At 62.1% G+C, this 13524-nt stretch carries 15 protein-coding genes; 11 read left to right on the top strand and 4 right to left on the bottom strand.

Annotated elements, in window-relative coordinates; translation table 11 throughout:
- The first annotated feature begins 177 nt into the window (after positions 1-177).
- From folM to BLQ55_RS00555, 6 genes are all read left to right on the top strand, one after another.
- The gene (folM, locus tag BLQ55_RS00580; RefSeq protein ID WP_092251807.1) at positions 178-888 is read left to right on the top strand and encodes a dihydromonapterin reductase; all 711 of its coding nucleotides are present in this window, start codon (positions 178-180) and stop codon (positions 886-888) included.
- A gap of 20 nt (positions 889-908) precedes the next feature.
- On the top strand, positions 909-1469 hold the full coding sequence (gene folE / locus BLQ55_RS00575; protein ID WP_092202569.1) for a GTP cyclohydrolase I FolE: 561 nt from the start codon (positions 909-911) through the stop codon (positions 1467-1469).
- A complete protein-coding gene (folX, locus tag BLQ55_RS00570; protein WP_014340149.1) occupies positions 1470-1850 on the top strand; it encodes a dihydroneopterin triphosphate 2'-epimerase in 381 nt (126 codons plus the stop codon).
- 98 nt (positions 1851-1948) lie between these two features.
- Entirely contained in the window at positions 1949-2245 is a 297-nt protein-coding gene (locus BLQ55_RS00565) for a DUF1244 domain-containing protein (RefSeq protein WP_003205454.1), read from the top strand.
- On the top strand, positions 2238-2576 hold the full coding sequence (locus BLQ55_RS00560; protein ID WP_092251805.1) for a HopJ type III effector protein: 339 nt from the start codon (positions 2238-2240) through the stop codon (positions 2574-2576). The genes BLQ55_RS00565 and BLQ55_RS00560 overlap by 8 nt, the downstream gene beginning before the upstream one ends.
- A gap of 176 nt (positions 2577-2752) precedes the next feature.
- Complete coding sequence (locus tag BLQ55_RS00555; RefSeq protein WP_092251802.1) at positions 2753-4003, top strand: 2-aminoadipate transaminase; 1251 nt, start codon at positions 2753-2755, stop codon at positions 4001-4003.
- Between the two features lie 186 nt (positions 4004-4189).
- On the opposite strand, the gene trxB is transcribed toward BLQ55_RS00555, so the two are convergent.
- Positions 4190-5152, bottom strand: a complete 963-nt coding sequence (trxB, locus tag BLQ55_RS00550) for a thioredoxin-disulfide reductase (protein ID WP_003205459.1) — start codon at positions 5150-5152, stop codon at positions 4190-4192.
- 311 nt (positions 5153-5463) lie between these two features.
- On the opposite strand from trxB, the gene cysZ reads away from it, so the two are divergent.
- Together cysZ and BLQ55_RS00540 are read left to right on the top strand one after the other, a co-directional pair.
- On the top strand, positions 5464-6219 hold the full coding sequence (gene cysZ, locus BLQ55_RS00545) for a sulfate transporter CysZ (RefSeq protein WP_092251800.1): 756 nt from the start codon (positions 5464-5466) through the stop codon (positions 6217-6219).
- A 39-nt stretch (positions 6220-6258) separates the two neighbouring features.
- Positions 6259-7458 carry a glycosyltransferase family 4 protein gene (locus BLQ55_RS00540; RefSeq protein ID WP_092251798.1) on the top strand — a complete coding sequence of 400 codons (1200 nt, stop codon included), beginning with the start codon at positions 6259-6261 and terminating at the stop codon, positions 7456-7458.
- 137 nt (positions 7459-7595) lie between these two features.
- Here the strand turns inward: BLQ55_RS00540 and BLQ55_RS00535 are convergent, their stop codons facing one another.
- From BLQ55_RS00535 to BLQ55_RS00525, 3 genes are all read right to left on the bottom strand, one after another.
- The gene (locus tag BLQ55_RS00535) at positions 7596-8699 is read right to left on the bottom strand and encodes an NADH:flavin oxidoreductase (protein ID WP_060740686.1); all 1104 of its coding nucleotides are present in this window, start codon (positions 8697-8699) and stop codon (positions 7596-7598) included.
- 324 nt (positions 8700-9023) lie between these two features.
- Positions 9024-9506, bottom strand: a complete 483-nt coding sequence (locus tag BLQ55_RS00530) for a glutathione peroxidase (protein ID WP_072409398.1) — start codon at positions 9504-9506, stop codon at positions 9024-9026.
- Between the two features lie 114 nt (positions 9507-9620).
- Complete coding sequence (locus BLQ55_RS00525; protein WP_060740684.1) at positions 9621-10106, bottom strand: FKBP-type peptidyl-prolyl cis-trans isomerase; 486 nt, start codon at positions 10104-10106, stop codon at positions 9621-9623.
- Between BLQ55_RS00525 and BLQ55_RS00520 the strand changes: the two genes are divergently transcribed.
- The 3 genes from BLQ55_RS00520 to BLQ55_RS00510 are packed head-to-tail and all read left to right on the top strand — an operon-like array spanning position 10075 to position 13482.
- A complete protein-coding gene (locus BLQ55_RS00520; RefSeq protein WP_060740683.1) occupies positions 10075-10413 on the top strand; it encodes a DUF3565 domain-containing protein in 339 nt (112 codons plus the stop codon). The two genes, BLQ55_RS00525 and BLQ55_RS00520, sit on opposite strands and share 32 nt — an antisense overlap.
- Before the next feature lie 60 nt (positions 10414-10473).
- The gene (gene pta, locus BLQ55_RS00515; protein WP_092202555.1) at positions 10474-12573 is read left to right on the top strand and encodes a phosphate acetyltransferase; all 2100 of its coding nucleotides are present in this window, start codon (positions 10474-10476) and stop codon (positions 12571-12573) included.
- A complete protein-coding gene (locus tag BLQ55_RS00510) occupies positions 12574-13482 on the top strand; it encodes an acyltransferase (protein ID WP_092202553.1) in 909 nt (302 codons plus the stop codon).
- Positions 13483-13524: the final 42 nt, after the last annotated feature.

The following is a 13524-nucleotide window of genomic DNA, read 5'->3' as shown; positions in this document are numbered from 1 at the left end:
CGAGCCTGCTCGCGATAGCGGTGTGTCAGGCGACATTGATGTTGGCTGATCTGGCCCATCGCGAGCAGGCTCGCTCCCACATTGGATTTCCATTAGGCGCAGATTTGGGGTGTCCTCTGTGTGAGCGGGCTTACGTCGCTGTTATAGTTTTGCTCTTGCCGTGAACCGAGCCGCCCCATGTCCAGCGCCACCGCTCCGATCCTGATCACTGGTGCAGCCCAGCGCGTCGGCCTGCATTGCGCCCGGCGCTTGCTGGCGGACGGGCAGCCGGTGATCGCGACCTATCGCACCGAACGCCCTGGCGTGCAAACGTTGCGGGACCTGGGGGCGGTGGTGCTGTTCGCCGACTTCTCCAGCGAAACGGGGATCCTGGCCTTTATCGAACAACTCAAGCAGCACACCGACCGGCTGCGGGCCATCGTGCACAACGCCTCGGCCTGGATGACCGAGGCGCCTGGCAGCGAAGCGGCGGCCTTCAGCGCCATGTTCGGCGTGCACATGCTTGCGCCTTACCTGATCAACCTGCATTGCGCCGAGTTGCTGCTGCGTTCAACACCGGCGGATATCGTGCATATCAGCGATGACGTGACCCGCAAGGGCAGCGCCCGACATATCGCCTATTGCGCCACCAAGGCCGGCCTGGAAAGCCTGACCCTGTCGTTCGCGGCCAAGTTCGCCCCGACGATCAAGGTCAACGGTATCGCCCCGGCCCTGCTACTGTTCAACCCCGAAGACGACGCGGCTTACCGCGCCAAGGCCCTGGCCAAGTCCGCACTGGGTATCGAACCCGGCAGCGAAGTGATCTACCAGAGCCTGCGTTATCTGCTGGACAACCCTTATGTCACCGGCACGACCCTGACCGTCAACGGCGGGCGGCACGTCAAATAGCCTTGTTTCGAGGATGCACCATGACGCTATCCCTGCCCCAGAACTACCGCGAGATTCTCATCGGCCTGGGGGAAAACCCCGAGCGCGAGGGTTTGCTCGATACTCCGATGCGTGCCGCCAAGGCCATGCAGTACCTTTGCCATGGCTATGAGCAAAACGTCGAGCAGATCGTCAACGGCGCGCTGTTCGCCTCTGACAGCGATGAAATGGTGATCGTCGCCGACATCGAACTCTATTCCCTGTGCGAACATCACCTGTTGCCCTTCATCGGCAAGGCCCATGTGGCTTATATTCCTACCGGCAAGGTCCTGGGGCTGTCGAAGATCGCCCGGTTGGTGGACATGTTCGCCCGCCGCCTGCAGATCCAGGAAAACCTGACCCGGCAAATCGCCGACGCGGTGCAGCAGGTCACCCAGGCCGCTGGCGTGGCAGTGGTGATCGAGGCCCAGCACATGTGCATGATGATGCGCGGTGTCGAAAAACAGAACTCGACCATGAACACCTCGGTGATGCTCGGCGCCTTTCGCGAGTCCAGCACCACGCGCCAGGAGTTCCTGCAATTGATTCGACGGAGCAAGTAAATGCCACAACTTCAGCCAGCCATGGCACGCATCAAGGTCAAGGACCTGCGCCTGCGCACCTTCATCGGCATCAACGAGGATGAAATCCTCAACAAGCAGGATGTGTTGATCAACCTGACCATCCTCTATGCCGCCCAGGAGGCGGTGCGCGACAACGACATCGACCACGCGCTGAACTACCGCACCATCACCAAGGCGATCATCGCCCATGTGGAAGGCAACCGCTTCGCCCTGCTCGAACGCCTGACCCAGGAGTTGCTCGACCTGGTCATGGCCAACGAGTCGGTGCTCTACGCCGAAGTCGAAGTCGACAAGCCCCACGCCTTGCGATTCGCCGAATCAGTGTCGATTACGCTCGCAGCAAGCCGGGCGGCTTCATAGCCGCTGCAGGCTTCAGGCTGTAAGCTTCAAGCCTGACCACCGTAATTCAAACTTGCAGCTTGAAGCTTGCCCCTTGAAGCTGCCTCGCAGAGACCTCCATGAACGACCAACAACGCCTCGAACTCGAAGCCGCCGCTTTCCGTCGGCTGGTTGCCCACCTGGACAGCCGCAAGGATGTGCAGAACATCGACCTGATGAACCTCGCCGGTTTCTGCCGCAACTGCCTGTCCAAGTGGTACAAGGCCGCCGCCGACGAGCGCCAGGTCGAGGTCAGCCTCGACGACGCCCGCGAAGTGGTCTACGGCATGCCGTACGCCGAATGGAAAGCCCAATACCAGAAAGAAGCCAGCGCCGAACAACAGGCGGCGTTCGCCAAAGGAAAACCCGATGCCTGATCTCGATACCCTGCGCACCCGCCTCAAGAGCGGCGAACATGCCTTCGCCGACACCCTGGCCTTTATCGCCGCCGGCTACGATTACCAGCCCCGGGCCTTCAATAACGGCGGCGTGCAAAATGCCGCCGGGCAGAACGAAGGTTCGTGCAAGACCCTGGGCCTGGCACTGCTCGAAGGCTTGAGCGATGAAGAAGCGCTGCTGGCATTCGGCGAACATTACCGTTCGGTACTGGCCACGCCCGAAGGCAGTGATCATGGCAATATCCGCGCGCTGATGGTGCATGGGCTGGCAGGTGTGAAGTTCGACGAGCAGCCGCTGCAACGGCGCTGATCGATCCTAGCCGTGTGGTGAGATCCGCTTTCACAAGGGCTCCATTCATCCTTATTGAAGAACACCTCACCACATCCCGACTTTTAAGATTGACCCGGCAACTTTATTTCGTTTGCCGGGCCCCTCTGCTCGCGGCTTAGATAACGGAAATTTCTCCTTCGTCCGGGCCGTCATCCATGAGCAGCGAAACCATCAGCCAATCGATCTCCATCGTGCATCCTGTCAGCCTCAGCCACGGCAGGAACGCCGAGGTCTGGGACACCGGCGGCAAGCGCTACATCGACTTTGTCGGGGGCATTGGTGTGTTGAACCTCGGCCATTGTCATCCGCGCATTGTCGAGGCGATCCGCGAACAGGCTACGCGGCTGACTCACTACGCATTCAACGCCGCCCCTCACGCGCCCTACATTGAATTGATGGAACGCCTGACGGCGTTTGTCCCGGTGGATTACCCGGTCAGCGGCATGCTCACCAACAGCGGCGCCGAGGCGGCGGAGAACGCCTTGAAGATCGTGCGGGGTGCCACGGGCCGTACCGCCGTGATCGCGTTTGACGGTGCCTTCCATGGCCGCACCCTGGCGACCCTCAACCTCAACGGCAAGGTCGCGCCTTACAAACAGAAAGTCGGTGTCCTGCCCGGGCCGGTGTATCACCTGCCGTACCCCAGCCAGGACAACGGCGTCACCTGCGCAGAGGCCTTGAAGGCCATGGAGCGGCTGTTCAGCGTCGAGATCGATGTGAATGACGTGGCCTGTTTCATTGTCGAACCGGTGCAGGGCGAAGCCGGCTTCCTGGCGATGGACGTGCCTTTTGCCCAGGCCCTGCGGCAGTTCTGCGATGACAAGGGCATTGTGCTGATCATCGATGAGATCCAGTCAGGCTTCGGCCGCACCGGCCAGCGCTTTGCCTTCTCCCGATTGGGCATCGAACCGGACCTGATCCTGCTGGGCAAAAGCATTGCCGGCGGCGTGCCCCTGGGGGCCGTGGTGGGACGCAAAGCGCTGCTGGACAACCTGCCCAAGGGTGGCCTGGGCGGCACCTACTCGGGTAACCCCATCGCCTGCGCCGCCGCACTGGCGACCCTGGACGAAATGACCGATGCCAACCTGCACGCCTGGGGTGCACAACAGGAAGAGGCGATCGTCAGCCGCTACGAATCCTGGCGCAGCCGCAGGCTAAGCCCTTACCTGGGCCGCCTGACCGGCATCGGCGCCATGCGCGGCATCGAGCTGAGCCACGCCGACGGCACCCCGGCTTCGGCACAATTGACGCAACTGCTGGCCCTCGCACGGGAATCGGGCCTGCTGCTGATGCCCAGTGGCAAGTCGCGACACATCGTGCGGCTGCTGGCGCCATTGACGACCGAGCCGAACGTGTTGGAGGAAGGCTTAGATATTCTGGAGGCGTGCCTGGCGAAGCTGGCCTGAGTATTGTCATCTGACGGCACTAGAAACCCTGTGGGAGCGAGCTTGCTCGCGATAGCGTCAAGTCTGCCGACATCGATGTTGACCGATACACCGCCATCGCGAGCAAGCTCGCTCCCACAAGGGTTCACCGCCAGGTATTTGGGTATAAAAAAACCGGCCGAAGCCGGTTTTTTTATACCCGATGAATCAGAACGAAGCGTTCTGCAGGCCATCCAGGTAACGCTCGGTATCCAGGGCTGCCATGCAACCGGCACCGGCCGAGGTGATCGCCTGGCGGTAGACGTGGTCGGCCACGTCGCCGGCCGCGAAGATTCCTTCGACGCTGGTGGCGGTGGCGTTGCCGTCGCGGCCGCCCTTGACCACCAGGTAGCCGTCCTTGAGCTCCAGCTGGCCTTCGAACAGCGAGGTGTTCGGCGTGTGGCCAATGGCGATGAAGACGCCGTCGACCTTGATCTCGTCGAAGCTGCCGTCGTTGTTCTTCAGGCGGGCACCGGTCACGCCCATGTTGTCGCCCAGCACTTCGTCCAGGGTCGCGTTGAGCTTGAGGATGATCTTGCCTTCGGCGACGCGGGCGTTGAGCTTGTCGATCAGGATCTTCTCGGCGCGGAAGGTTTCGCGGCGGTGGATCAGGGTGACCGTGCTGGCGATGTTGGCCAGGTACAGCGCTTCCTCGACCGCGGTGTTACCGCCACCAACCACAGCCACTGGCTTGTTGCGGTAGAAGAAACCGTCGCAGGTGGCGCAAGCCGACACACCTTTGCCCATGAAGGCTTCTTCCGACGGCAGGCCCAGGTAACGAGCGCTGGCGCCGGTGGCGATGATCAGGGCATCGCAGGTGTAGGTCGCGCTGTCGCCGGTCAGGGTATACGGCTTGGCGGCGAAGTCCACGGCGTTGATGTGGTCGAAAACGATCTCGGTCTCGAAGCGCTCGGCGTGTTCCTTCATGCGCTCCATCAAGGCCGGGCCGGTCAGGCCGTGGACGTCGCCCGGCCAGTTGTCGACTTCGGTGGTGGTGGTCAATTGACCGCCGGCCTGCATGCCGGTGATCAGCAGCGGCTTGAGGTTGGCACGGGCCGCATAAACCGCAGCGCTGTAACCGGCAGGGCCGGAACCAAGGATAATCACTCGCGAATGACGCACTTCAGACATGACCTGCTCCTGTTGACCGGACCTCGCGGGCCGGAACGCCGGGTGAGCGGCGTGAATAAAAAAGGACCGTTGACGCACTTGGGGAAGGCTTGGGTTCGACAGTCCTGGAAAAGAATGGGTGCAGCGTATCGAGGGAGCGAAGATTAAGGAAATACGGTTTAACAATCCAGCTCATAGGTGAGCTCTATCCGCAGCGGCCCCTTCAATAGGCGCATTCGCTGCCATAAAGGTTGTTACGCGCCATGTCGCCGCTTTCCCGCGTAGGGTAAAGCCGGTAAGGTCGGCGCGTTCACCTTCGCTCGGAGTCACCTATGCCCGCCCCCGTCCTGTCCGGCCCGCAATATTTGCGAGAAGGCCTCAAGCTGGTCCTGAGCCCGGGCCTGCGTCTGTTCGTAGTCTTGCCCCTGGCGATCAACCTGGTGCTGTTCGTCGGATTGATCTATCTGGCCGGCCATCAATTCAGCCTGTGGGTCGATACGCTGATGCCGTCGCTGCCAGAGTGGCTGGGTTTCCTCAGCTATGTGCTCTGGCCACTGTTCGTGGTGCTCGTCGTGCTGATGGTGTTCTTTACCTTCACCATGCTCGCCAACATCATCGCCGCGCCGTTCAACGGTTTTCTCGCGGAAAAAGTCGAAGTGGTCATCCGTGGCACCGACGACTTCCCGGCCTTCAGCTGGGCCGAATTGATTGCCATGATCCCCCGGACCCTCGGTCGGGAAGCGCGCAAGCTCGGCTATTTCCTGCCCCGCGCCCTGGGGTTGTTCGTGCTGTCGTTCATCCCCGTGGTCAATCTGGTGGCGGCACCGCTGTGGCTGCTGTTCGGCGTGTGGATGATGGCGATCCAGTACATCGACTACCCGGCGGACAATCACAAGCTGGGCTGGAACGAAATGCTCGCCTGGCTGCGGGAAAAACGCTGGCAGAGCCTGGGTTTTGGCGGCAGCGTGTACCTGGTGCTGCTGATCCCGGTGGTGAACATCCTGATGATGCCGGCGGCGGTGGCCGGGGCGACCTTGTTCTGGGTGCGCGAGCAAGGCGCCGAGACGGCCTTGGCCCGTCAGGGCTGAGCCGTCACAAATCCATCATCCTGGCGTCACAATGACGAAATGGCCCCGGCCGACACTGGGGTCATGACCACACCCCTGCACATTACCCTGATCACCGAAACCTTCCCGCCGGAAATCAATGGCGTGGCCAATACCTTGGGCCGTCTGTACGACGGCTTGCGCGCCCGCGGGCATCAGGTCGAGTTGATACGGCCTCGCCAGGCCGACGACTTGCGCCAAGCCAGTGACGAGCAGTTGCTGCTGTGCCGGGGGTGGCCGCTGCCGGGCTATCCGGGCTTGCAATGGGGCCAGGCGTCGATGCACAAGCTGCTCAGGCGCTGGAAACGTCATCGTCCGGACGTGCTCTACATCGCCACGGAGGGACCGCTGGGTTTGTCGGCGCTGCGGGCGGCACGACGCCTGGGCATCTCGGTGGTCAGTGGTTTCCACACCAATTTCCAGCAATACACCCAACAGTACGGCCTCGGGCTGTTGAGTCGCGTGCTCACCCATTACCTGCGCTGGTTTCACAACCGCTCCAGCCTGACCCTGGTGCCCAGTCTCAGCCAGCGCCTGGAACTGGAACGACGGCATTTCGAGCGCGTGGCGTTGTTGTCCCGCGGCGTGGACAGCCAACTGTTCCATCCGGTCAAGCGCTCGCCGAGCCTGCGCGAAGCGTGGGGCCTGGGCGACGACGACATCGCCGTGCTCCATGTCGGACGCCTGGCACCGGAAAAAAACCTGGGACTGCTCAAGCGCAGTTTCGAGACGCTGTGCAGCGCTTTTGCGGGGCGACGGATGAAGCTGGTGGTGGTCGGTGACGGCCCGCAGCGGTCCGAGCTGGAACAGGCATTGCCCGAGGCGATCTTTTGCGGCTCGCAACGCGGTGAGGCGCTGGCCAGCCACTATGCGTCCGGGGATGTGTTTGTCTTTCCGAGCCTGACCGAAACCTTCGGCAACGTGGTGTTGGAGGCGCTGGCGTCCGGGCTGGGTGTGGTGGCCTACGATCAGGCCGCGGCTGCGCAACACATTCGCCACGGCTATAACGGCGTGCTGGCGATGCCGGGGGATGAAGAGGCGTTCTGCGATGCCGCCCGCTGGCTGCTGGAGGAGCGCGAGACCTTACGTTGCGTGCGGCTCAATGCGCGCCAGCATGCCAGTCGCCAGGGTTGGGCGGCGGTGATCGAGCAATTTGAAGCGCAGCTGCGAGGGGTTTGCGTGGGTGAGCAGGTGATGCCTGTTGCGCCGACTGTGCGCTGATTGTTCGGTGATGTTCAGGCCGCCATCGCGAGCAAGCTCGCTCCCACAAGGGATCTCGGTCTCACACAAGTAATGTGTCCACTGAAGATCCAATGTGGGAGCGAGCTTGCTCGCGATAGCGTCAGATCGGGCGCCGCTTAAACCAATGTCATCAACGCCTCGCGACTGAACGGCAAGATCTCCTGCTCCCGCCCTTCACGGACTTTTTGCGCCCAGTCCGGATCCACCAACAGCGCACGCCCTACCGCCACCAGGTCGAACTCATCGTTGTTCAAGCGCTCCAGCAGCTTTTCCAGGCTGGCCGGTTGCGCGACTTTGTCGGTGTTGACCATGAACTGCAGGAACTCGCCATCCAGGCCGACGCTGCCGACCGTGATGGTGGGCTTGCCGGTGAGCTTGCGGGTCCAGCCGGCCAGGTTCAGCTCGGAACCTTCGAACTCCGGCTCCCAGAAGCGCCGTGTCGAGCAGTGGAAAATGTCCACGCCCGCCTCGGACAACGGCTTGAGGAATTCGCCCAAGGCTTCGGGGGTCTGCACCAGACGCGCGGTGTAATCCTGCTGCTTCCATTGGGAAAAGCGGAAAATGATCGGGAAACCCTCGCCCACCGCCGCCCGCACGGCACGGATCAATTCGATCGCGAAGCGCGAGCGGTTGGCCAGGCTGCCGCCATAACCGTCAGTGCGCTGGTTGCTGCCTTCCCAGAAGAACTGGTCCACCAGGTAGCCGTGGGCGCCGTGGATTTCCACCCCGTCCATGCCGATGCTCTGGGCGTCTTTCGCCGCCTGGGCAAACGCAGCGATGACCTCGTCGATATCGGCCTGGGTCATGCCGTGGACCACCACCTGGCCGTCCTTGAGTTTTTCGCTCGGACCATAGCCGGGCACACTGGCGTCCGGCTCGGTGCCGATGCGTCGCACACTGCCCACGTGCCACAACTGTGGAACGATCTTGCCGCCTTCGGCATGCACCGCATCGACCACCTGCTTCCAACCGGCCAGCGCGGCGTCGCCGTAGAAATGCGGCACATTCGGATAACCGTTGGACGCCTTGTGCCCGACCGTCGTGCCTTCGGTGATGATCAGGCCGACCCCGGCCGCCGCGCGGCGACGGTAGTACTCGACCACCTTGGCGTTCGGCACGCCGCCCGGAGAAAAGGAACGGGTCATCGGCGCCATCACCACCCGGGTTGGCAACTCGAACGCGCCGAGGTGGAAGGGTTTGAACAGGGCTTTTGCAGGCATGGGGCACTCCACGGGACGAAGTCACAGGTCGGATATGACGACGATAATATGGAGCATGGAAGGCGCTGGGTAGCACTATTGATTTGAATGATTAAGGATCAGAAGAAAGCGCTGAGGGGCGCTCAACCAGAACCCCCGTGGCGAGGGAGCTTGCTCCCGCTGGATTGGTAGGAGCTGCCGAAGGCTGCGATCTTTTGATCTTTCGCTGGAGACTCAAGTGTCTGGGGAAAGATCGCAGCCTCGTTGCACTCGACAGCTCCTACGGGCACAGCCCAGCGGGAGCAGCTCCCTCGCCACAGAGTGATTGTCACAACTTCCTGGGGATCAACCCAGTGCTTTTTCGATCGCCTGGATCACCGTGGGATCATCCGGCGCCGTACGCGGCGAAAAGCGCGCCAGCACCCGGCCGTCCTTGCCGAGCAGGAACTTTTCGAAGTTCCAGGTAATGTCCCCGGGAAACTCGGCCCCCTCGCCCGCCAGCAGGCGATACAGCTGATGACGATCATGACCGTTCACGTCCAGCTTGCTGGACAGCGGGAACGTCACGCCGTAGTTGAGGCTGCAGAATTCCTGGATTTCCTGCTCGGTCCCCGGCTCTTGCCCGGCGAACTGATTGCAGGGCAGGCCCAGCACACTGAACCCCTTGTCCTTGTATTGCTGGTAGAGATTTTCCAGCGCCGCGTACTGAGGCGTCAGGCCACATTTGGAGGCGACGTTGACCACCAGCACGACTTGCCCCTTGAACGGCGCCAGAGCAAGCTCCTGACCATCCAGGGCTTTGAGTTTAAGGTCGTGGAAAGCACTCATGACGAACTCCAGGTTTGCGGATCTTTTCGAAACAGCCATGGGTGATGCTAACAGCAAGCGACTAAAAAGGCGCCATAGGGCGCCTCTCCAGTCAACTTGAGCGTAGCGCACAAATCAATGGTGATGGCCACCTTCGCCATGGACGTGACCATGGGCGATCTCTTCCTGGCTGGCGTCACGGATGTCGACGATCTTGACCTTGAAGTTCAAGCGCTGGCCAGCCAACGGGTGGTTGCCGTCAACGGTGACGTCATCGCCTTCCAGGTCGCGGATGGTGACGATCTGCATCTGGCCATCGGGTGCCGAGGCGTGGAACTGCATGCCCACTTCCAGCTCATCCACGCCTTCGAACATGCTGCGGCTCAGGGTGCTGACCAGTTCGGCGGAGTATTCGCCGTAAGCGTCTTCCGGCTCGACGGCAACGTTCAGGTCGTCACCGACCGCTTTACCTTCCAGGGCTTTTTCCAAGCCCGGGATGATGTTGCCTGCGCCATGCAGGTAGACCAGCGGAGCGCCGCCGGCAGAGCTGTCGATGACCTCACCAGCGTCGTTGGTCAGGGTATAGTCGATGGAGACAGCCTTATTGGCGGCGATCAGCATGGGGCGAGACCTTTTGCATAAGAATGAAGAACGGACAAGTCTAAACAAGGATTTGCCCGAAAGCGAACGGAACCCGGACAAACGGGCCTGCTCGAACAGACCGACGGTCACCGGTTTGCATCAGGATGAGGACGGGCACTGGGTGGCCGAGCTGTCCTGCGGCCATACCCAGCACCTGCGCCACCAGCCACCCTGGCAGTCCCGGGCCTGGGTACTGGACCCTGTGCAACGTATTGAAAAAATAGGCCAGCCCTTTGCTTGCGGCTGGTGCGCTCAAGGCCCGGTTAGCGATAACCTTGGCGACTGAATTGTGGGTAGACGGCCAGTCATAGGCCGCGCCATTGCCATGCTCCTTTAGAGAATCCGCATGCAAACTTTTTTTATCGCACCCACCGATTTTGGTGTGGGCCTGACCTCCATCAGCCTCGGGCTGGTGCGTACCCTCGAACGGGCCGGGCTGAAAGTCGGCTTTTTCAAACCCATTGCCCAGCCGCATCCCGGCGACACCGGGCCGGAGCGTTCCACCGAGCTGGTGGCCCGCACCCATGGCCTCAAGCCTCCGCAGCCCCTGGGCCTGGCGCACGTCGAGCGCATGCTCGGCGACGGCCAGCTCGATGAGCTGCTGGAAGAAATCATCACCCTTTACCAGCAAGCGGCCATCGGCAAGGACGTGCTGGTCGTTGAAGGCATGGTCCCGACCCGCAACGCCAGCTACGCCGCCCGGGTCAACCTGCACCTGGCCAAGAGCCTCGACGCCGAGGTCATCCTGGTGTCGGCACCGGAGAACGAAGTGCTGACCGAGCTTTCCGGGCGGGTGGAGTTGCAGGCGCAGCTGTTCGGCGGGCCGAAGGACCCGAAAGTCCTCGGGGTGATCCTGAACAAGGTGCGCACCGAGGAAAGCATGGAGGCGTTTTCCGCACGGCTCAAGGAGCACTCGCCCTTGCTGCGCAGCGGCGATTTCCGCCTGCTCGGTTGCATCCCGTTTCGCCCAGAACTCAATGCACCGCGCACCCGCGACGTGGCCGACCTGATGGGCGCTCAAGTGCTCAATGCCGGCGACTACGAAACCCGGCGCATGAGCAACATCATCATTTGCGCCCGCACCATGCGCAACACGGTGGAACTGCTCAAGCCCGGCGTGCTGGTGGTGACCCCCGGCGATCGCGACGACATCATCCTCGCCGTGAGCCTGGCGGCGATCAACGGCGTGCCACTGGCCGGCCTGCTGCTGACCAGCGACACCCTGCCCGACCCGCGCATCATGGACCTGTGCCGCGGCGCCTTGCAGGCAGGGTTACCGGTGCTGTCGGTGAGCACCGGCTCCTATGACACCGCCAACCTGCTCAACGGCCTGAACAAGGAAATTCCCATCGATGACCGCGAACGTGCGGAGATCATCACCGATTTCGTCGCCAGCCACCTGGACGCCAAATGGCTGCACCAGCGCTGCGGCACACCGCGGGAAATGCGCTTGTCGCCGGCGGTGTTCCGCTATCAGTTGATCCAGCGCGCCCAAGCCGCCAACAAACGCATCGTGCTGCCCGAAGGCAGCGAACCGCTGACCGTCCAGGCCGCCGCCATTTGCCAGGCCCGGGGCATTGCCCGCTGCGTGTTGCTGGCCAAACCGGCCGACGTCGAAGCGGTGGCCCGCGCCCAAGGCATCGAGCTGCCGCCGGGGCTGGAGATTCTCGACCCGGATTCGATTCGCGAGCGTTATGTCGAACCGATGGTGAGGTTGCGCAAGAGCAAAAGCCTGAACGCGCCGATGGCCGAGCAGCAACTGGAAGACACCGTGGTCATCGGCACCATGATGCTGGCCCTGGATGAAGTGGACGGGCTGGTATCCGGGGTCATCCACTCCACCGCAAACACCATCCGCCCCGCGTTGCAACTGATCAAGACCGCGCCAGGTTGCTCCCTGGTGTCCTCGGTGTTTTTCATGCTGTTTCCCGAAGAAGTGCTGGTCTACGGCGACTGTGTGATGAACCCGCACCCCAGCGCCGCGGAACTGGCGGAAATCGCCCTGCAGAGCGCCGATTCGGCCGCCGCGTTCGGCATCGTGCCGCGGGTGGCGATGCTCAGTTATTCCAGCGGCGAGTCGGCCAGTGGTGAAGAAGTGGAAAAAGTCCGTGAAGCCACCCTGCTGGCCCACGAAGCCCAGCATGGCCTGCTGATCGACGGTCCGCTGCAATACGACGCCGCCGCCAATGAAACCGTGGCGCGGCAATTGGCGCCCAACAGCCAGGTGGCCGGCCGGGCGACGGTGTTCATCTTCCCCGACCTCAACACCGGCAACACCACCCACAAGGCCGTGCAGCGCAGCGCCGATTGCGTCAGCCTCGGGCCGATGCTGCAAGGCCTGCGCAAACCGGTGAATGACTTGCCCCGCGGGGCCCAGGTCGACGACATCGTGTACACCATCGCCCTGACCGCGATCCAAGCCGCCAACCGACCTCTGGATATTTAAATGCTGGACTTCCTGCCTCCCCCTTTGCGCGGCGTCATTGCCTCGCTGCTGTTGGCGCTGAACACCATCGCCTGCTGCACGCCGCTGTTCATCGTGGCGATTTTCAAGCTGTTGCTGCCCTTCCCCGCTGCCCAGCGCTTCACCGACTGGCTGATGGGCCACATCCACGAGGCCTGGATCAGCAACAACAAGGCCTGGATGAACCTGCTGCGCCGTACCCGCTGGCACCTCAGTGGCCTGGAGGGCCTGGACTACCAGCATTCGTACCTGATCACCAGCAACCACCAGAGCTGGGTCGACATCATGGTGTTGCAGTACGTGCTGAACCGGCGCATCCGGCCATTGAAGTTCTTTCTCAAGCAGGAACTGATCTGGGTGCCGGTGATCGGCCTGGCCTGGTGGGCCCTGGGCTTCCCCTTCATGAAGCGCTATTCCAAGGCGTACCTGGAAAAACACCCGGAAAAGAAAGGCAAGGACCTGGAAACCACTCGCAAGACTTGCGCGAAGTTTCGCAACAACCCCGTGGGCATTTTCAACTTCGTCGAAGGCACGCGTTTCACCGACGGCAAGCATGCCCAGCAGCAGTCACCGTTTCGCTATCTGCTCAAGCCCAAGGCCGGTGGTATCGCGTTCGTACTCGATGCCATGGGCGAGCAACTGGAATCGATCATCAACGTAACCATTCATTACCCGGGCGGGCGTCCGGGTTATTGGGATTTGCTCTGCGGCAACGTTGGGGAAGTGGTGGTGCACTTCCAGGAACTGAAGATCCCGCCGCAGTTCATCGGCAGGAACTACGACCAGGACGGTGTGTATCGCCTGGAGTTCCAGGGCTGGATCAACCAGCTGTGGCAGGACAAGGATGCGTTGCTGGAGCAGATGCACCGCGAGTATCCCGGTCAATCCTGAGGTGTCTGTACTGGCCTCATCGCGAGCAAGCTCGCTCCCACA

It is taken from the genome of Pseudomonas sp. NFACC13-1 (genome assembly GCF_900104425.1).
Lineage (GTDB): Bacteria > Pseudomonadota > Gammaproteobacteria > Pseudomonadales > Pseudomonadaceae > Aquipseudomonas > Aquipseudomonas fluorescens_AA.
Note: the sequence above shows the minus strand (reverse complement) of the source record. Positions and strands in the feature narration are given on the sequence as shown.